This is a genomic window from Nonomuraea salmonea (assembly GCF_042428605.1).
Lineage (GTDB): Bacteria > Actinomycetota > Actinomycetes > Streptosporangiales > Streptosporangiaceae > Nonomuraea > Nonomuraea salmonea.
Window position 1 is genome coordinate 245,744 of the sequence record NZ_JBHMCF010000034.1, and the last position, 16,307, is coordinate 262,050.

The following is a 16,307-nucleotide window of genomic DNA, read 5'->3' on the forward strand; positions in this document are numbered from 1 at the left end:
TGCTCAGGATATGGTGCACCGGTGGACGAGTTTCTCAAGTGGTACTTCTCCGACCATCCGATCGTCGCCGCCACGCTGGGAGCCGACGGCTACGATCACACACTCGGCGACTGGACCGCTGACGCCTGGCACAACCGCGAGCGCGAGCAGGTCCGCTGGCTCGAACGCCTCTCGGCCCGAGAAGCCTCCACCCTGGACGACGCGATCGACAGGGACCTCGTCCTGTCACAGCTCAGAGGCGCCATCGCGGAGGCCGCCTGGCCCGAGTGGCGCCGCGACCCGAGCGTCTACCTCGGCACGATCTTCACCTCCATGTACGCCCCCTTCCAGCACCGGCTCAAGCCCGAGCCCGAGCTGGTGAGCGCCGCGCTGTCCCGGCTGGCCGAGGTGCCCGGCGTGCTCGCCGCCTGCCGCGCCAACCTCGACCCCGACCTGGCCGCCCCGCTGCTGGTCAAGCGGGGGCTCGGGCAGGCGCGTACCGGCCGGAACTTCCTCACCCGCACGATCCCGTCCATGGTCGAGGACCCCGACCTGCGCGCCCGCCTGGCCGAGGCCGCCGAGCCGGCCGCGCGCGCCTTCGACGAGCTGGTCACCTTTCTCGAGACCTTCGAGTGCGGCGGCACCTGGCGCATGGGGGAGCGGCTCTACACCACGCTGCTGCGCGAGCGCGAGATGCTCGGCTACGGCGCCGCCGAACTGCACGAGAAGGGCAGGGCCGCCTGGGCCGAGCTGGACGCCCGCATGCAGGAGGTCGCGGTCCAGGTCAACGGGAGCCGCGACTGGCGGGCCGCCATGGAGTTCCTCATGGACGACCACCCGGCCACGCTCGACGAGATGCGCGCCGAGTACGAGGCCGAGACCAGGCGCGCCCAGGCGTTCGTCCGCGAGCACGACCTGGTCACCTTCGCCGACGGCGAGGAGTGCCTGGTGCTGCCGTCCGCCGAGTACAACCGCCCGGTGCTGTCCGTGGCCCACTACATGGCGCCGCCGCCGCTCAGCTCCTCGCGGCAGGGCGTCTTCTTCGTGCCGTTCACGCCGGACGACTTCAGCCCCGATCAGGTACGCCAGCGGCTGCGGACCAACGCGCACGCCCAGATGCCGTCGATCGCGGTGCACGAGGCGTACCCGGGGCACCACTGGCACCTGTCGTACATCGCGGAGAACCCGCGTACGGTCAGAAAGGTCTTCAGGACGCCGTACTTCACCGAGGGCTGGGCCCTCTACGTCGAGAAGCTGCTGCAGGAGCACGGCTACTTCGACACCCCGGCCACCCTGCTCGCGCACCTCGACTTCCGGATGTTCCGGGCCGCCCGCATCATCGTGGACACCGCGCTGCACTGCGAGGAGATGTCGATCGAGGAGGCGGAGAGCTTCATGTCGACCAAGTCGTCGCTGTCGCCCGGCACCGCGCAGGGCGAGGTCAACCGCTACTGCGCCTGGCCGACGCAGGCCCCCTCCTACCTGACGGGCGCCATCGAGATCGACCGCATCCGGGAGTCGTTCCGCGGCACCCTGAAGGAGTTCCACGACCGCATCGCGGGCTCGGGCGGGCTCCCGCTCGGCCTCGCCGAGCAGGTCGCGCTGGCGTGACGCCGCTCAGGCCCGGGGGAACTCGGGCGGGTTGAGCGCGCGTTCGACCACGGCGGTGAGCTGCTCGTCCGTCAGGACGGCCGGCTTGCCGACGCCGGACGCGCGCACGTACACCTCGCACAGCCACTCCAGCACCCGCGTGGCCTCGAACGCCTCCTCCAGCGTCGCCCCGATGCTCACCCCGCCGTGGTTGGCCATCAGGGCGGCCCGCCTGCCCTCCAAGGCGGCGCGCACGTTCGCGGCCAGCTCGGGAGTGCCGTACGTGGCGTACGGCGCCACCCTGACCACCCCGCCGAGCAGCAGCGTGTTGTAGTGCACCGGGGGCAGCTCGGTCATGGTCGTGGCCACCACCGTGCCGAAGACCGAGTGCGTGTGCACCACGGCCCGCGCGTCGGTGGTCTCGTAGATGGCCAGGTGCATGGGGGTCTCGCTGGACGGCTGCAGGTCGCCCTCGACGAGCCGGCCCGCCGGGTCCACGATCGGGCACATCTCGGGGGTCAGCCGGTCGAGCGCGACGCCCGACGGGGTCACCGCGATCCGGTCGCCCTCGCGCACGCTGAGGTTCCCGGACGTGCCGATGACCAGGCCCAGCTCTACGGCGCGGCGGCCGTACTCGCACAATTGCTCGCGAAAGGTCATATGCCGGGAATGTAGTCCATCACAGGCGCTCGATCGCGCCCAGCATGATCCGCTCAGCCCGCTCCCGGCTCAACCGCCCGGGATAGAGCAGCAGATGCAAACTCAACCCATCGACCAGCGCCAGCAACTCCTCAGCGAGGTCGTCGAGCTCGTCGGATGTGCTGGGGTCCTTGGGGGCGCTGGGGGCGCTGGGGGCGCTAGGGACGCCGTGGCGCAGCTCGCCGGCCTCATGGGCGCGGTCGAGCAGGGCGCGGACGGCGGCTCGTAGGTCGCTCGCCTCTGCGCGCTGGACCTCGGCCAGCTCTTCGGTGGCGAGGCTGCGGCTCCAGAAGCTGACCTCCAGGCGGGTCTCCTGGGCGCGGTCGGCGTCCAGGGGCAGGTTGTCGAGGAGCAGTTCGCGCAGGGCGGCCAGCGGCCCGGAGGCCCCCTCGACCTTGGCGGTCAGGCGGGCGCGGATGCGCTCGTGCGACTGCCGCAGCGCGGAGAGCAGGATCTCGTCCTTGTCGGCGAAGTAGTGGGCGAGCACCCCGTTGGAGTAGCCCGCCTCCTTGGCGATGGCGCGGGTGGTGGCGGCGTCGATGCCGTCCCTGACGATCACCCGGCGCGCCGCTGACATGACCTCGCGCCTGCGCTCGTCGTGATCGACGATCTTCGGCATCGGCCCCTCCGTTGACTTTTTATTCGGACGTCTGTCTATTTAGACTATGACCGTCGTCACCGTCGGCGTCCACATCGTCGACATCCTCGCCAGGCCCGTCGATCACATCCCCGAGGGCCAGGACACCGTGCTGGTCGACCAGATCCGCCTGACCGCTGCGGGCGCGGCCGCGGGCACCGCGGTCGATCTGGTCAAGCTGGGCAACGACGTGGTCACCATGGGAGCGGTCGGCGACGACGAGCTCGCCGACTTCCTGCTCATGGTGCTGGCCAAGCGCGGCGTCGACACCTCCGCGCTGGCCCGCAGGGCAGGGGAGCGCACGGCGGCCTCGATCCTGCCCATCAGGCCGGACGGCGGCCGCCCCAGCTTCCACGTGCCGGGCGCCAACCTCACCGTCGCCTACGCCGACCTCGACGTGGCCGTGCTGCGCCGCGCCAGGGCCGTGCACCTGGGCGGCATGGACGTCACGTTCGGCCTGGGCGACCCCGCCTTCTTCGCCCTGCTCGACGAGCTGCGCGCGGCCGGCACCATCGTCACGATGGACCTGCTGTCGGAGATGCCCGACCTGCTGGGCATGGCCAGGGCGTTCCTGCCGCACGTGGACTACGTCCTGCCCAACGAGTCGCAGGCCCTGCTCATGACCGGCGAACCCGACGTGACGTCCGCCGCGCGGGCATTGCTCGCGGACGGCCCCCGTGGCGTGCTCGTCACGCAGGGGGAGGCGGGCAGTCTCGTCGTCACGGCGGACGGCGAGGAGCGGGTGCCGGCGCTCAAGACGGAGGTGGCCGACACGACCGGGTGCGGTGACGCGTACTGCGCCGGGTTCCTGACCGGGCTGCTCCACGACCGCGACGTCCTGACCGCCGCCCGCTGGGGCACCGCCGCGGCCGCCCGCGTCGCCACCGGCCTCGGCTCCGACGCCGGGCTGACCGATCTCGACTCCACCCTCGCCCTCCTGTAAAGGGCGTCTCCATCCTTGAGGATTCACTCCATGACCGACGCAGAGCTTCGTCAGCGCGCACTCAAGGTCGTCCCGGGCGGCATGTACGGCCACCTCAACGCCGCCCTGTTCGCCCCCGGCTTCCCGCAGTTCTTCGAGCGCGGCCGGGGCTGCCGCCAGTGGGACGCGAACGGCCGCGAGTACATCGACTTCATGTGCAGCTGGGGCCCGGTCGTGCTGGGCCACCACCACCCGCGCGTCGAGGAGGCCGCCGCCCGGCAGGCCGCGCTCGGCGACTGCCTCAACGGGCCTGGCGCGATCATGGTGGAGCTGGCCGAGCTGCTGGTGGACACCATCCCCAGCGCCGACTGGGCGATGTTCTCCAAGAACGGCACCGACGCCACCACCCAGGCCCTCATGGTCGCGCGGGCCGCGACCGGCAGGACGAAGGTGCTGATGGCGCACGGGGCCTACCACGGGGCCGACCCGTGGTGCACGCCGTCGCCCGCCGGCACCACCCCGAACGAGCGGGCCGACCTCGTCGAGTTCGCCTACAACTCGCTGGAGTCGCTGGAGGCCGCGGCCGCCACCGTCGAGGGCGACGTGGCGGCGATCATCGTCACGCCCTTCAAGCACGACTCGTTCGAGGACCAGGAGCTGGTGGAGCCCGCCTTCGCGCGCGGCGCGCGGGCCCTGGCCGACCGCATCGGCGCGGCGCTGGTCATCGACGACGTCCGCGCCGGGTTCCGCATCGACCTGCGCGGGTCGTGGGAGCCGTACGGCGTGCGTCCCGACCTGACCGCCTGGTCGAAGGCGATGGCCAACGGCTACCCCATCGCCGCCGTCACCGGCACCGACGCGCTGCGCGGCGCGGCCCAGCAGCTCTACTCGACCGGCTCGTTCTGGTTCTCGGCGGTGGCGATGGCGGCGGCCAAGGCCACGATCGAGACCCTGCGCGACACCGACGGCATCGCCGCCATGGAGCGGGCCGGCACCCAGCTCAGGGAGGGCCTGTACGCGCAGGCCAAGTCCCACGGGTTCACGATCAACCAGACCGGCCCCGTGACGATCCCGTGGCTCAGCTTCGACGGCGACGCCGACCTGTCGGTGGCCATGCACTGGACGGACGCCTGCCTGCGGCACGGCGTCTACCTGCACCCCTGGCACAACTGGTTCCTGTCGGCCGCCCACACCGAGGAGGACGTGGCGGCCGCGCTGGAGGGCACCGACCAGGCCTTCGCGGAGACCAGGGCGCACTTCGGCTGACACCACGACGGCGCCTCCGGACGCTCACGGGGGCGCCGCCGTACGGTGGTGCCATGGACATCGAGAGCAAGCTCGCCGGAGTGCCGGCCTGGCAGCGCGTGGGCGAGGAGATCAGGTGTACGGTCACCGCGCCCGACTTCCCGACCGCGATCCGCATCGTGGACGAGATCGCGGTACGGGCCGAGGAGCTCGACCACCACCCCGACATCGACATTCGCTGGCGCACGCTGCACCTGGCGCTCACCACCCACTCGGCGGGCCGCCTGACGGACAAGGACGTCACACTGGCGGCACACATCGACGAGATCGTGGCAAAACATGGTGCTGCAGCGGAATGACGATACGTAGCGGCCCGGTCACTCGTTAGAGTGGGTGCCTCTCGGAGCCCGCGTGCCGGAAGGGCTCGGATTCATGGGGGGTCTCATGCGTGTGTCCGCGTTCCTGCTCAGCCTGGCGGCGACCGCCACTGTGGCGGCTTCCATCACGTCGTGCGCGGGGCCGTCCGCGCCGGTCCAGAACGCCAAGACCGCGCCCGAGGAGACGATCAACCTCAGCGCGGCGGGCGAGTTCTCCAAGGACGACACCGCGGCCATCGTCTACGACCGCAAGCTCGCCCCCCAGGGGGCGCAGGCCAGCGTCACCGTGGAGTCGTCCGGCGGGCAGACCCGCACCTCGCTCGTGGTCGAGGGGCTGCGGCCGCGCCGCACGTACGGCGCCCACCTGCACGCCAAGCCGTGCGGCACCGACCCGGAGGCCGCCGGCCCCCACTACCAGCACCACCCCGGCCAGATCGACCCGGTGAGCGAGGTGTGGCTCGACTTCACCACCAACGAGGAGGGCCAGGGCCGCTCGGCCGCGCGCAACGACTGGGCGCTGGAACGTGCCAAGCTGCCGGGCTCCCTGGTCATCCACTCCAAGGCCACCAAGAAGTCCGGCCCCCAGGTCGGCACCGCCGGCGACCGCGTCGCCTGCCTGACCCTGAAGTAGAGCCGCCCGGACCAGGCGCCCACCCAGACCAGGCGCCCACCCAGACCAGGCGCCCGCCCGGAGCCGGGCGCCTGGCCGCTGGAGGCCCGCAGCGACGCTCGCCCGCAGCGACGCTCGCCCGTGGGGGCGCTCGTCCGAGGCGGGGCGCTCGTCCGGGGCGGGGCGCCCGTCCGGGGCGGGGCGCCCGGCCGTTCTGGGTGCGTCAGGAGCCGTTGGCGAGGGTGAAGGCGCCGCGCGCCACGGCCACCTGGTCGAGCGTCGCCGCCTCGCTGATGGGGGCCTTCCCGTCGGCCCCCATCGCCACCACCACGTACGTCTTCCCGCCGGCCGTCCGCGCGAGGAAGCTCAGGTCCGACAGGCCGGGCTCGGACCCGCCCTTGAACCACACGGTCGGCCACGCCTTCTTGTCCAGCCCGAGCCCGGCGTCGTTGATCGACATGACTTGCCCGACGCGCTCGTCGCCGAGTTTCACCAGCTCGGCGTAGGCGCGGCAGATGTCCTTGGGGGAGGCGAACCACTCCACGGTGTCCAGCTCGCGCGGCGCCGTGTACAGCTCGAACGCCGACAGGTCCTGCCCGGCCACCACCTTCTCCAGGTAGGAGCGCTGCTTCGCGTCGCTCATCGCCAGATACTTCCTGGCGTGGCGCGGATACTTCACGCCCTTGAGCACGAACAGGTCCCTGGTGGTCAGCAGCGGCTCGTTGCGCCGGTCGCGCACGCCCCAGGAGCGCAGCGTCCGCTCGACCGCCTTGCGGCCCACCTTGTGGATCAGCAGGTCGGTGGCCGTGTTGTCGCTGATCGAGATCATCAGCTTGGCCGCCTCAAGCACGGTGACCTTGCTGCCGTCGGGCCGCTCCTGCAGCTCGCCGCCCGGCAGGCTCTTCAGCTCCCGCGTGATCGTCAGCTCGGTGTCCCAGCCGAACCGGCCGCTCTTGATCTGCTGGGCGACCGTGCCGAGCACGTACAGCTTGATCATGGACCCGAGCGGCAGGCGCTTGCCCGCGGCGATGGCGTGCACGGGGCGGCATCCGCCGCCGGCGGTCAGCTCGGCCGCCAGGAAGCCGGTGCGCGGCGCGATCGCGCGCAGCCGCCGGTCCGCCTCGCTCCAGCTGCGCACCTCAGGCGCGCCGAACCGCAGCCCGTCGATCAGCCCGCCGCCGTCGACGGTGAGCGCCAGGTCGATCGGGGTGCGGCCGACCAGCACGCGGGCCACGAGCTGCCGGTCCTGCGTGGACGTCAGCCGCTCCAGCTTCATGCCCTTGAACGTCGCCAGCGCCTGGTTGAGCTGGGCCGGCGGGATGCTCGCGAGGAAACCGGCGGTGAAGTGCGCGCGCAGCTCGGCCTCGGGGAGCGGCGCCCGGGACACCGCCTCCAGCACCCAGCCGAGCTGCTTGCCCGCCGGCGTGTCCGGGATCGCCGGCGCCGCGACGGCGCCCGCCGCGGAGGTGCCTGCGGCCTGGGCGGGTACGGCGGCGCTCCCGTGAGCCGCCGTCGTCGTCAGCGTCGTCGTCAGCGTCGTCGTCACCGTTGTCGTCACCGCCATGGTCGCCGCGAGCGTGGCGGCGGCGAGGAACCGGGCGGGCTTCGATCGGGTGGTCATGCACCCTCCTTCGGGGGTCGGCTACGTGACCACCATTCGATCGCCGTCGCCCGGCCGGGGACCACCGTGTGAGCCACCGTCGTGGCAGGTGCGGGTGGCCGTACAAAATATGCGGATAACCTCATAGACGCCCACCCGCACGCTCGCCACGATGGGAGCCTATGAGTTCGAGGCCGCTGGCCGGGCTGACGGCGCTGACCGCGGCCGCGACCGCCACCACGGGCGCGCTCCTGGAGAGCGGGCTGCCCGCCCCGGCGACGCAGTGGGTCTACGTCGTGATCGCGCTACCGCTGCCCGCGCTGGGCTGGCTGCTGACCGTGCGGCGGCCCGAGCTGCGCTACGGCCCGCTGCTGCTGACCGCCGCGCTGCTGTTCGGGCTGGGCGGGCTCGGCGTCGGCCTGGCCGCGCGCGGCGCACCCGACCTGCTCGTCGTCCCGCTCACCGCCCTCTACGCCCCCTTCTACGCGCTGACCTGGGTCTTCGTGCCGCTGCTCTTCCCCGACGGCCGGCTGCCCTCGCGGCGCTGGCGTCCGGTGGCGTGGATCTCCGCCGCCGCGCTCGTCGTGCACACCGCCGGCACCGTGCTGATGGCCGAGAACCCCTACGGCCCGCCGGGCGGCCCCACGACGCCGCTCGATCTCGCCGTCGGGCTCGTTCAGGCCGCCGGGCAGCTCGTCGTGATCATCATGGCGGTGGTCGTGTTCTGCGGGCTCGTGATGCGCTGGCGGCGCAGCGCGCCAGGGGAGCGCGGCCAGTACGCGTGGATCGTCGGCGGCACCGCCGCCACCCTGGCCGGCGTGGTCGCGCTCTTCTTCGGCCTGGGCGGCTCGCTCGGCGCCCACGAGCAGGCCTGGCCCGTCATCATGGTCGGGATGCTGGCGATCGTCGGGGCCCTGCCCGCCGCGATCACCGTGGCGATCTTCCGGCACCGGCTGCTCGACGTCCGCGTCGGCATCAGGGGCTCGCGCCTGCACCTCGTGTTCGACCTGCGGCCGACCGCGGACGAGGTGCTGTCCGACCTCGGCACCGCGCTCGCCGGCACCTCCGAGCCCGTGGAGCAGCTCGGTCGGCTCGCCGCCGCCATCCGCGCCGGGCTCGACCTCAGGTGGGCGGCCGTCACGCTCGCCGACGGCACCCGCGTGGTCGCCGGCGAGGAGGACGGGCCGGCCGCCCTTGAGCTGCCCGTGCCGGGCGACCTCGGCCGCATCGCCTGCGGGCCCAGGGACGGCGGGCCGCTCACGCGTACCGACCGGCGCCTGCTCGAAGCGCTCGCCGTGCCGGCCGGGCTCGCCATCCAGAGCGCCGGGCTCGTCACCCGCCTGGTCAACGCGCAGGAGGCCGAGCGGCGCCGCATCGAGCGCAACATCCACGACGGCGTGCAGCAGCAGCTCGTCGCCCTCATCGCCGGGCTCGAACTCGCCAGGGCCACGGGCGCGGGCCCCGACATGCTGACCCACCTGCGCGAACAGGCCCGCCAGACGCTCGACGACCTGCGCGAGCTGGCCGCCGGCATCCACCCGTCATCGCTCAGCCAGGGCGGGCTGGTCGAGGCCGTGGAGGAGCGCTGCTCGCGGCTGCCCGTCCGTACGACGGTGAGCGCGCCGCCGCCGCCGCTGCGCGCCCGCCGCTTCACCGACGAGGTCGAGGGCGCCATGTACTTCACGGTCAGCGAGGGCGTGGCCAACGCACTCAAACACGCTGAACCCGGCCACATCGACGTGCGCCTGTCACAGGACGACGGACGCCTGCGCGCCATCGTGGCCGACGACGGCGCGGGTTTCGACCCGCGTACGGCGGCTCGCAGAGGGCTCGCCACCCTCGCCGACCGCCTCGACGCGCTCGGCGGCGGGCTGACCGTGGACAGCGAACCGGGGAAGGGGACTCGGATGGACGCATGGGTGCCCGTCGATGGCTGAGCAGATCCGCACGGTGGTGGCCGACGACCACTACCTCGTCCGCGAGGGCACCAGGCGGCTGCTCGAGCTGTCGGGCGAGGTGAGCGTCGTCGGCGCGGTCGGTGACGCCGACGAACTGCTCGACGCCGTACGCCGCCTGCGCCCCCACGTCGTCGTCACCGACATCAGGATGCCCGGCGGGCAGTGGCGGCAGGGCTTCGAGGGCATCGACGCCGCCCACCGCATCCGCGCCGCGCACCCCGAGGTGGGCGTGGTGGTGCTGTCGCAGTTCTCGGACGCCCTGTTCGCGTTCGAGCTGTTCAAGCACGGCACCGAGGGGTACGCGTACCTGCTCAAGGACCGCGTCGGCGACCTGGACGAGCTGCTCGGCGCGATCCAGGCGGTGGCCGCGGGCGGCTCCGTCATCGACCCCAAGGTGGTGGAGGGCCTGCTGGCCAGGCGCGACGTGCGCGGCCAGCAGGAGGAGCTGACCGCGCGGGAGCGGGACGTGCTGCGCGAGATGGCCCACGGCCGGACGAACGCCGCCATCGCCCGCGCCCTGCACCTGTCGATCTCGTCGGTGGAGAAGAACGTCAACGCCATCTTCACCAAGCTCGGCCTGGAGAACAGCGGCGACGTGCATCGGCGGGTGGCCGCGGTGCTGGCCTACCTCGGCCCGGAGCCCTGACGGCTCAGCGGTAGGCCAGGCGCCGCAGCAGCAGCTCGGCCGGGCCCCGGTGACCGGCCCGCCGCATCACGTCGGCCAGCAGCAGCGACAGCGCCCAGGTGGCCGCGCCGACCAGCGTGGCGCCCGTCCTGCCCAGGTCGTCCTGGAGGCCCAGCGCGTACGGGGCGAAGAGCAGGACGAACGCGACCGACTGGAACAGGTACATGCTCATCGACCGCTGGCCGAGCGACTCGACCATGGTGGTGAACCGGCCGCGCCGCTTCGCCGCCCTGATCGCGATGAGGGCGACGATCGCCGCCATGCCGATGCCGCCGGCGTACCCGGTGAGCGGCTGGGCCAGGACCGCCGCCCACAGTGCCGCACCGGACGGATCGGTCCACACGCCGGCGTGCATGAGCGCGGCGGGCAGTGAGCCGGCGATCGACACGACGGTGGTGAGCACGGCCACGCGCACCAGGAACGGGCGGTGCCGCTCCGGCTCGTCGAGGAAGCGGCGGCGGGCCGCCCACATGCCGAGCACCACGCCGGGGATCACGAGGAGCAGCTCGATGATCAGCGCGAGCGGCCACACGGAGACCCGCTCGACGAGCCCGGCCGCGTAGGAGCCGCCCGGCTCGACGGCCACGCTGCTCGCGTCGTACGTGTGCCGGCCCTGCGACATCGGCAGCCACATGGCGGCCCCGGTCAGCAGCGTGGCGGGCACCAGCGTGAGCCCGGCCGTCCACAACAGCGCCCTGTCCGAGCGGCGCAGCAGGGGGACCAGGATGAGGGCGGTCACGCCGTAACCGGCCAGGATGTCGATCGGGACCAGCAGCGCCGTGTGCGCCAGCCCGAACACCACCAGCCACCAGCCGCGGCGGCGCAGCAGCTTGCGCGCCCCCACCCAGCCGGCGCCGCGCGCGAGCCGCCGGTCGAGCAGCTGGACCAGCGAGTAGCCGAACAGGAACGCGAACAGCGGCCGCGCGTGGTTGTTGACGAACAGGAAGTGGAAGACGTCGGTGATGACGCCGGCCAGGGGCGGGCTCTTGCTGGTGCCGTCGATGAACAGCGGCGCGTGCGCGAACGCGATCGCCAGCAACATCGCGCCCCTGGCGAGATCGGGCGCCAGCGCTCGGGAAACAGTGCCAGCCGGCACGGCCGGCGCCTGCGTGGACACGGTCATGAGACTCCCCCTCTGGGATGTCGTCGTGCTCACTGGAGGTACGCGGGGAGGCGATCGCCGCTGTCGTCGTGCGGGGTCCGGGAACTGGGTCAGCCTGCGCTGGATGAACTCTTGATGGCGTCGATGATCTTGCGGAGGGCGGTGGCGATCGGTTCGACGGGCTGGGCGAGTTGTTCGACGCGGTCGCGGCCGTCGTGCGGACCGCCGTCCCCGACGACCGATCTGATGCGGGCCGCCGCCGCCAGCGCGGCGAGCACCCGGAGGTCGGGCTCGACGCGGCTCACCGGCCGGCCGCCACGCACGGCCCTGCTCACCCGTTCGGCGAGCCGGCGCGAGACGTACGGACGGCGCGGCACGACCCGCTCCACCGGGAACAGCAGCACCCGCCGCCGCTCCACCCGGATCAGCCGGTCGGCGGCCAGCTCGTCGCGGACCAGCGTGACCGCCTTCGCGTGGTCCTTGCGGATCCAGCGCCGCCAGGAGCGCGGCGGCGAGGTGGAGATCTCCTCCCAGACGGCCGCGGGCAGCGAGGCGGGGGCGAGGCCGGCGGGCGGCCGCACGGCCTTGGCCTTGCCCCCGTCATCGGCCAGGCTGCCCTGGAGCAGCAGCTCGGCGAGCGCGGCGGCGCGCAGCAGGTGGCCCAGCTCCATGTGCTGGACCAGCCGGTCCTTGCGCAGGTCGAAGGCCAGCAGGAAGGCCGATCGGGTCAGCGGCTCATGATGCCTCACCGGCGTCTGCATCGGGTGGTTCCTCCTCATCGCGGCTCTCGCCGTCGGGTGTCTTGCGCGGGCGCCCGCGCGGGCGTATCCGCCCCACCCCCTCGGGCAGGCGTCCCGCCTCGGCCAGCGCCCTGCGCAGCAGGAACTCGATCTGGGAGTTCGTACTGCGCAGCTCGTCGGCGGCCCACTTGGCGAGCGCGTCGTGCACCACCGGGTCGAGCCGGAGCAGGATCTTCTTGCGTTCCACGGGTTACTGGTAGAGCGTGCCGGCGTTGACGACGGGCTGGGTGTCGCGGTCGCCGACCAGCACCACGAGCAGGTTGCTCACCATGGCCGCCTTGCGCTCCTCGTCCAGCTCGACCACCTCGTGCTCGGCCAGCTTCTCCAGGGCCATCTCGACCATGCCGACCGCGCCGTCGACGATCCGCTGCCTGGCCGCCACGATCGCGCCCGCCTGCTGGCGGCGGAGCATGGCGTGAGCGATCTCCGGCGCGTAGGCCAGGTGGATGATGCGCGACTCGATGACCTTGACGCCGGCCGACGACACCCGCGCCGCGATCTCCGCCGACAACTGCTCGTTGATCTCGTCGGCGTTGTCACGCAGCGACAGCCGCGGGTCGCCGTGCGCGTCGTACGGGTAGCTGCCCGCGATGTGCCGGACCGCCGTCTCGGCCTGGATGGCCACGAACTCCAAGAAGTCGTCCACCTCGAACACCGCCTGTGCGGTGTCCTCCACCTGCCAGACCACCACGGTCGCGATCTGGATCGGGTTGCCGTCGGCGTCGTTGACCTTCGTCACGTCCGTCTCGTGGTTGCGGATCCTCGTGGAGACCCGCCGGCGGGCGGTGATCGGGTTGACCCACTGGAAGCCGGGGGTGCGCAGCGTGCCGACGTACCGGCCGAGCAGCTGCACCACCCTGGCCTCGCCCGGCGCCACGGCCGTCAGCCCGAAGAACATCACGAACCCGATCGCCATCACCAGCGCGCCGGCGATCATCGTGAACAGCCCGCCCTGCCCGGCCCCCGAGGCGAGCAGCGCGATGCCCACCACCAGCAGCGCCACGCCGGCCAGGAACACCAGCGTCGAGACCGCCAGCATCACGAACCCGTTGGCCGCCCTGACCGGGCGCTCGCTCGTGCGCGGTGCCGGCATCTCCACGACGGTGCTCTCGAGAGCGACCCCGCCCGATGTCTCCGCCATCGTCTCGTCCCCTTCTACGTGACTTCACCTTGCTAGCAAAGTGATATCACTTTTTCCAGGAAGAGGAAACCCCTCCCGTGGCGACCCTTCCGCGCTCGGCCGCTGCGGGCGGTTGGGCGGGGGTGGTGGTGTCGGTGGTGTCGGTGGCGGTCGGCATGACGCCGATGATCCGGGCGGGGCCGCCGGACGTCGCGCGTGTGATCGCGTGTGATGAGGTCGGCTTCCAGCACGCTCACGGTGTTGGTGTAGATGAGCCGGCGGTAGCCGAGCGCGGCGTAGTTCGCCCAGACGGCGGCCAGGTTGGCCTCGGTCATCGCGGTCCTGTGCGGGTCGCCGTCCGGCGCGGGGTGCGCCTCGCAGAGGTCGTCGCCCTCGATGAGGCAGTGGGCCACGTCGGCGGCCCGGCCGCCGAAGGCGCGAAACCGGTGTTCAGCCGAAGACGGCGGGCGGCGGCACCGGAGCGAGCACGGCGTCACCGTCGTTGATGGCGGCGGCGCCGGCGATGAAGTTCGTCAGCGCCTCGCCGTGCACGCAGCGCGCCTGCGTCAGCCCGCCGGCCGCGCGCCGGGTGAGCAGGTCGGTGGGCAGTTCGGTACGCGAGGCGGCCACGATGAGGTTCCCGAACCGCCGCCCCCGCATGACGCCGGGCTCGGCCAGCAGCACGACGTGCCGGAACGTGCCGGTCACGGTGGCGAGCAGCCGCTTGGCGAACGCGAGCCCCTTGCCGTCGGCCAGGTTGATCAGCAGCGTGCCCCCGGGCCGCAGCACGCGCGCGATGTCGCCCATGTACTCGGCGGTGGCCAGCTCGACCGGCATCGTCGCCCCGCTGAACGCGTCGAGGACCACCAGGTCGGCGGTGGTGTCCCAGACCTTGCCGGTGCCTTCGCGCCCGCCTGCGACGATGACCTTCAGCTTGGGCACCGAGCGCAGGTCGAGCTGCTCGCGTACGAGGTTGACCAGCAGCCCGTCGGGCTCGATCACGATGTGGCGGGAGTCGGGCCGGGTGGCGGAGACGTAGCGGGGGATCGTGCAGGCGCCGCCGCCGACATGTACGCAGCTCAGCGGCCCTTCCGGCAAAAGGTCGATCACATCCGCCATGAGTCGTACATACTCAAATTCGAGAAATGTCGGGTCTTGTAGATCAACATACGACTGCGGTACGCCATCCTTGGACAGCACCCAGCCGTCCTGCCGGTCGAGGTCTCGGAGCAGCTCGATCTCTCCGAACGTCACCGGATAACGGCCGGGCATAGGTTCCCGCTGTCCACGTGCCACGTCTCATCGCCTCCTGGGAGCACCGTATGCGACGTCGAAGGCTGATTGTGCTCGTTATCGCCGTTGTCGCGATAGTTGGGGCCGGTGCTTTCGCCGTCATCGCATCCAACCGGATCAAAGGCAGCGCTGCTCAGACGGCCGCCGCGTACTTCGCCGCCTGGGGCAAAGGGGACCTGCTGGCCATGGCGCGGCTGGTCCACCAGCCTCCCGGCGACTTCTCCGTACGGCATCGGGAGCTGAGCGAGGACCTGCAGGTCGAGTCGCTCCAGCTCACCCCGGGCGCGCTGCGCGGCACGGGGGAGGAGAGCGCCGAGGTGCCGTTCTCGGGGGTGCGGGTGCTGGCGGAGCTGGGGGAGTGGCCGTTCGACGGGGTCCTGCGCATGGCCGTGCGCGACCGCGCGTGGAAGGTCTTATGGACCCCCGAGACGCTGCACCCGCTGCTCAAGGACGGCGGCACGCTGGAGCTGACCGAGATCGACGCCTCCCCGGCCGAGCTGGTCACCAGCGAGGGCGACAAGATCCCGGTCGACAGCTACGCGGAGGCGTACCTCGAACCGCTCAGACCCGAGTTCGAGCAGGCCAACCACGGCTGGGCGCTGGTCGCCAAGGCGCCTGGACGCCCCGACCAGCGGCTGCTCACCCGCAAACCCGAGGCCGAGGTCGAGCGCACCACCCTGTCCCGCCCGGTGCAGGCGGCGGCCGCGCGGGCGCTGGACGGAGTGGACGACTCCACGATCATCGTCATCCGGCCCAGCACCGGCGAGATCCTGGCGCTGGCCGACCGCCTGGAGGACAACTACAGCGCCGTGCGCGACGTCTTTCCGCCCGGCTCGGTGTTCAAGACGATCACCGCGGCGGCCCTGCTCAAGAGCGGGCTCGACCCACAGGCCCAGGTCGGCTGCCCCGGGACGTACCAGATCCCGTTCCACCGCCTCTACAGCAACGACGGCGAGGTGGACCGCGGCGTCGTCACCTTCACCGACGCGTTCGCGCACTCCTGCAACACGACGTTCGTCGAGCAGACGACGACCAGGCTGACCAGCGCGGACCTGCGGGTGGCGGCCGAGGAGTGGGGGTTCGGCCGGTCCATCGCGACCGGCATCGGCGGCAGCTGCGGCGCGGTGCCGGAGACCGACGACCCCGACATGCTCGCCGCCGACGCCATCGGGCAGGGCGAGGTCGTCACCACCCCGCTGTGCATGGCCGCGCTGGCCGCCGCCGTCGAGAGCGGCACCTGGCGCTCGCCGCGGCTGCTGTCCAAGGAGCAGGTACGCCGCATCGACGGCGTCCCGCACGGCGACGTGGTGATGGACTCCCGGCTGGTTTCCGCGCTGCGCGACATGATGGCCGCCGTGGTCGACCACGGGACGGCCGGTGGCGCGGGACTGCCCGCCGACGTCTCTGGCAAGACGGGCACCGCCGAGGTGCCGGACGGCACGTCGCACGCCTGGTTCATCGGCTTCCGCGACGATCTGGCCTTCTGCGTCTTCGTCCGGCACGGCGGCTCGGGCCGCTCCGCCGCCGTCCCGATCGCCGCCCGCTTCTTCAGCGGCTTGTGAGGCGCTCCCCAGCCGGCGGCTTGTGAGGCGTTCCCCAGCGGTCTCCCGCACCTGGCCCGCCACTTCCGGCGGCCTTCCGCACCTCGCCCGCCGCTCCCAGCGGCTCAAGCGTTTCGCCCTTTTTCTAC

General features: G+C 72.2%; 17 protein-coding genes. 8 read left to right on the forward strand and 9 right to left on the reverse strand.

Translation table 11 applies throughout. The features are described 5' to 3' along the window. Nucleotides 1-21 precede the first annotated feature (21 nt). Entirely contained in the window at nucleotides 22-1,590 is a 1,569-nt protein-coding gene (locus ACFFR3_RS28955; protein ID WP_379484166.1) for a DUF885 domain-containing protein, read from the forward strand. Between the two features lie 6 nt (nucleotides 1,591-1,596). On the opposite strand, the gene ACFFR3_RS28960 is transcribed toward ACFFR3_RS28955, so the two are convergent. Both ACFFR3_RS28960 and ACFFR3_RS28965 read right to left on the reverse strand, forming a co-directional pair. Next, nucleotides 1,597-2,229, reverse strand: a complete 633-nt coding sequence (locus ACFFR3_RS28960; protein ID WP_364370078.1) for a class II aldolase/adducin family protein — start codon at nucleotides 2,227-2,229, stop codon at nucleotides 1,597-1,599. A 19-nt stretch (nucleotides 2,230-2,248) separates the two neighbouring features. Beyond that, on the reverse strand, nucleotides 2,249-2,887 hold the full coding sequence (locus ACFFR3_RS28965; RefSeq protein ID WP_379484167.1) for a TetR/AcrR family transcriptional regulator: 639 nt from the start codon (nucleotides 2,885-2,887) through the stop codon (nucleotides 2,249-2,251). A gap of 46 nt (nucleotides 2,888-2,933) precedes the next feature. On the opposite strand from ACFFR3_RS28965, the gene ACFFR3_RS28970 reads away from it, so the two are divergent. The 4 genes from ACFFR3_RS28970 (at nucleotide 2,934) to ACFFR3_RS28985 (ending at nucleotide 6,080) form a co-directional block, all read left to right on the forward strand. After that, on the forward strand, nucleotides 2,934-3,848 hold the full coding sequence (locus tag ACFFR3_RS28970) for a carbohydrate kinase family protein (protein ID WP_364370084.1): 915 nt from the start codon (nucleotides 2,934-2,936) through the stop codon (nucleotides 3,846-3,848). A 30-nt stretch (nucleotides 3,849-3,878) separates the two neighbouring features. After that, nucleotides 3,879-5,093 carry an aminotransferase class III-fold pyridoxal phosphate-dependent enzyme gene (locus tag ACFFR3_RS28975; RefSeq protein WP_379484168.1) on the forward strand — a complete coding sequence of 405 codons (1,215 nt, stop codon included), beginning with the start codon at nucleotides 3,879-3,881 and terminating at the stop codon, nucleotides 5,091-5,093. Nucleotides 5,094-5,146: 53 nt separating this feature from the next. Then, nucleotides 5,147-5,431 (forward strand): 4a-hydroxytetrahydrobiopterin dehydratase, encoded by a 285-nt coding sequence (locus ACFFR3_RS28980; RefSeq protein WP_345388873.1) that lies wholly within the window; start codon nucleotides 5,147-5,149, stop codon nucleotides 5,429-5,431. 85 nt (nucleotides 5,432-5,516) lie between these two features. Then, nucleotides 5,517-6,080 carry a superoxide dismutase family protein gene (locus ACFFR3_RS28985; protein WP_379484169.1) on the forward strand — a complete coding sequence of 188 codons (564 nt, stop codon included), beginning with the start codon at nucleotides 5,517-5,519 and terminating at the stop codon, nucleotides 6,078-6,080. 202 nt (nucleotides 6,081-6,282) lie between these two features. Here ACFFR3_RS28985 and ACFFR3_RS28990 read toward each other — a convergent pair whose 3' ends face one another. Then, complete coding sequence (locus ACFFR3_RS28990) at nucleotides 6,283-7,680, reverse strand: serine hydrolase (protein WP_379484170.1); 1,398 nt, start codon at nucleotides 7,678-7,680, stop codon at nucleotides 6,283-6,285. Nucleotides 7,681-7,841: 161 nt separating this feature from the next. On the opposite strand from ACFFR3_RS28990, the gene ACFFR3_RS28995 reads away from it, so the two are divergent. Then, nucleotides 7,842-9,596, forward strand: a complete 1,755-nt coding sequence (locus ACFFR3_RS28995) for a sensor histidine kinase (RefSeq protein ID WP_345388869.1) — start codon at nucleotides 7,842-7,844, stop codon at nucleotides 9,594-9,596. After that, complete coding sequence (locus ACFFR3_RS29000) at nucleotides 9,589-10,263, forward strand: response regulator transcription factor (RefSeq protein ID WP_364370099.1); 675 nt, start codon at nucleotides 9,589-9,591, stop codon at nucleotides 10,261-10,263. Before ACFFR3_RS28995 ends, ACFFR3_RS29000 begins: the two co-directional genes overlap by 8 nt. Before the next feature lie 4 nt (nucleotides 10,264-10,267). Here the strand turns inward: ACFFR3_RS29000 and ACFFR3_RS29005 are convergent, their stop codons facing one another. From ACFFR3_RS29005 to ACFFR3_RS29030, 6 genes are all read right to left on the reverse strand, one after another. Next, complete coding sequence (locus tag ACFFR3_RS29005; RefSeq protein WP_364370101.1) at nucleotides 10,268-11,425, reverse strand: DUF418 domain-containing protein; 1,158 nt, start codon at nucleotides 11,423-11,425, stop codon at nucleotides 10,268-10,270. An 89-nt stretch (nucleotides 11,426-11,514) separates the two neighbouring features. Continuing rightward, nucleotides 11,515-12,153 carry a GPP34 family phosphoprotein gene (locus tag ACFFR3_RS29010; RefSeq protein ID WP_379484171.1) on the reverse strand — a complete coding sequence of 213 codons (639 nt, stop codon included), beginning with the start codon at nucleotides 12,151-12,153 and terminating at the stop codon, nucleotides 11,515-11,517. Next, complete coding sequence (locus ACFFR3_RS29015) at nucleotides 12,140-12,391, reverse strand: type II toxin-antitoxin system antitoxin (RefSeq protein ID WP_345388859.1); 252 nt, start codon at nucleotides 12,389-12,391, stop codon at nucleotides 12,140-12,142. Before ACFFR3_RS29015 ends, ACFFR3_RS29010 begins: the two co-directional genes overlap by 14 nt. 3 nt (nucleotides 12,392-12,394) lie before the next feature. Beyond that, complete coding sequence (locus ACFFR3_RS29020; RefSeq protein ID WP_364370108.1) at nucleotides 12,395-13,345, reverse strand: SPFH domain-containing protein; 951 nt, start codon at nucleotides 13,343-13,345, stop codon at nucleotides 12,395-12,397. A gap of 32 nt (nucleotides 13,346-13,377) precedes the next feature. Then, on the reverse strand, nucleotides 13,378-13,659 hold the full coding sequence (locus ACFFR3_RS29025; protein ID WP_379484172.1) for a hypothetical protein: 282 nt from the start codon (nucleotides 13,657-13,659) through the stop codon (nucleotides 13,378-13,380). 115 nt (nucleotides 13,660-13,774) lie between these two features. Continuing rightward, nucleotides 13,775-14,596, reverse strand: coding sequence for a spermidine synthase (locus ACFFR3_RS29030; protein WP_379484198.1), 822 nt, complete (start codon nucleotides 14,594-14,596; stop codon nucleotides 13,775-13,777). A 50-nt stretch (nucleotides 14,597-14,646) separates the two neighbouring features. On the opposite strand from ACFFR3_RS29030, the gene ACFFR3_RS29035 reads away from it, so the two are divergent. Then, nucleotides 14,647-16,179, forward strand: a complete 1,533-nt coding sequence (locus ACFFR3_RS29035; RefSeq protein WP_364370111.1) for a penicillin-binding transpeptidase domain-containing protein — start codon at nucleotides 14,647-14,649, stop codon at nucleotides 16,177-16,179. The last annotated feature ends 128 nt before the right edge of the window (nucleotides 16,180-16,307 follow it).

What these genes read in the sequence shown, in the direction of transcription:
- ACFFR3_RS28980 (WP_345388873.1), top strand. Translation starts at nt 5,147, where the DNA reads ATGGACATCGAGAGCAAGCTCGCCGGAGTGCCGGCCTGGCAGCGCGTG.
- ACFFR3_RS29025 (WP_379484172.1), bottom strand. Translation starts at nt 13,659, where the DNA reads ATGACCGAGGCCAACCTGGCCGCCGTCTGGGCGAACTACGCCGCGCTC.
- ACFFR3_RS28965 (WP_379484167.1), bottom strand. Translation starts at nt 2,887, where the DNA reads ATGCCGAAGATCGTCGATCACGACGAGCGCAGGCGCGAGGTCATGTCA.
- ACFFR3_RS29005 (WP_364370101.1), bottom strand. Translation starts at nt 11,425, where the DNA reads ATGACCGTGTCCACGCAGGCGCCGGCCGTGCCGGCTGGCACTGTTTCC.
- ACFFR3_RS29035 (WP_364370111.1), top strand. Translation starts at nt 14,647, where the DNA reads ATGCGACGTCGAAGGCTGATTGTGCTCGTTATCGCCGTTGTCGCGATA.
- ACFFR3_RS29020 (WP_364370108.1), bottom strand. Translation starts at nt 13,345, where the DNA reads ATGGCGGAGACATCGGGCGGGGTCGCTCTCGAGAGCACCGTCGTGGAG.
- ACFFR3_RS28960 (WP_364370078.1), bottom strand. Translation starts at nt 2,229, where the DNA reads ATGACCTTTCGCGAGCAATTGTGCGAGTACGGCCGCCGCGCCGTAGAG.
- ACFFR3_RS28985 (WP_379484169.1), top strand. Translation starts at nt 5,517, where the DNA reads ATGCGTGTGTCCGCGTTCCTGCTCAGCCTGGCGGCGACCGCCACTGTG.
- ACFFR3_RS29000 (WP_364370099.1), top strand. Translation starts at nt 9,589, where the DNA reads ATGGCTGAGCAGATCCGCACGGTGGTGGCCGACGACCACTACCTCGTC.
- ACFFR3_RS29030 (WP_379484198.1), bottom strand. Translation starts at nt 14,596, where the DNA reads ATGCCCGGCCGTTATCCGGTGACGTTCGGAGAGATCGAGCTGCTCCGA.
- ACFFR3_RS28975 (WP_379484168.1), top strand. Translation starts at nt 3,879, where the DNA reads ATGACCGACGCAGAGCTTCGTCAGCGCGCACTCAAGGTCGTCCCGGGC.
- ACFFR3_RS28990 (WP_379484170.1), bottom strand. Translation starts at nt 7,680, where the DNA reads ATGACCACCCGATCGAAGCCCGCCCGGTTCCTCGCCGCCGCCACGCTC.
- ACFFR3_RS28970 (WP_364370084.1), top strand. Translation starts at nt 2,934, where the DNA reads ATGACCGTCGTCACCGTCGGCGTCCACATCGTCGACATCCTCGCCAGG.
- ACFFR3_RS28995 (WP_345388869.1), top strand. Translation starts at nt 7,842, where the DNA reads ATGAGTTCGAGGCCGCTGGCCGGGCTGACGGCGCTGACCGCGGCCGCG.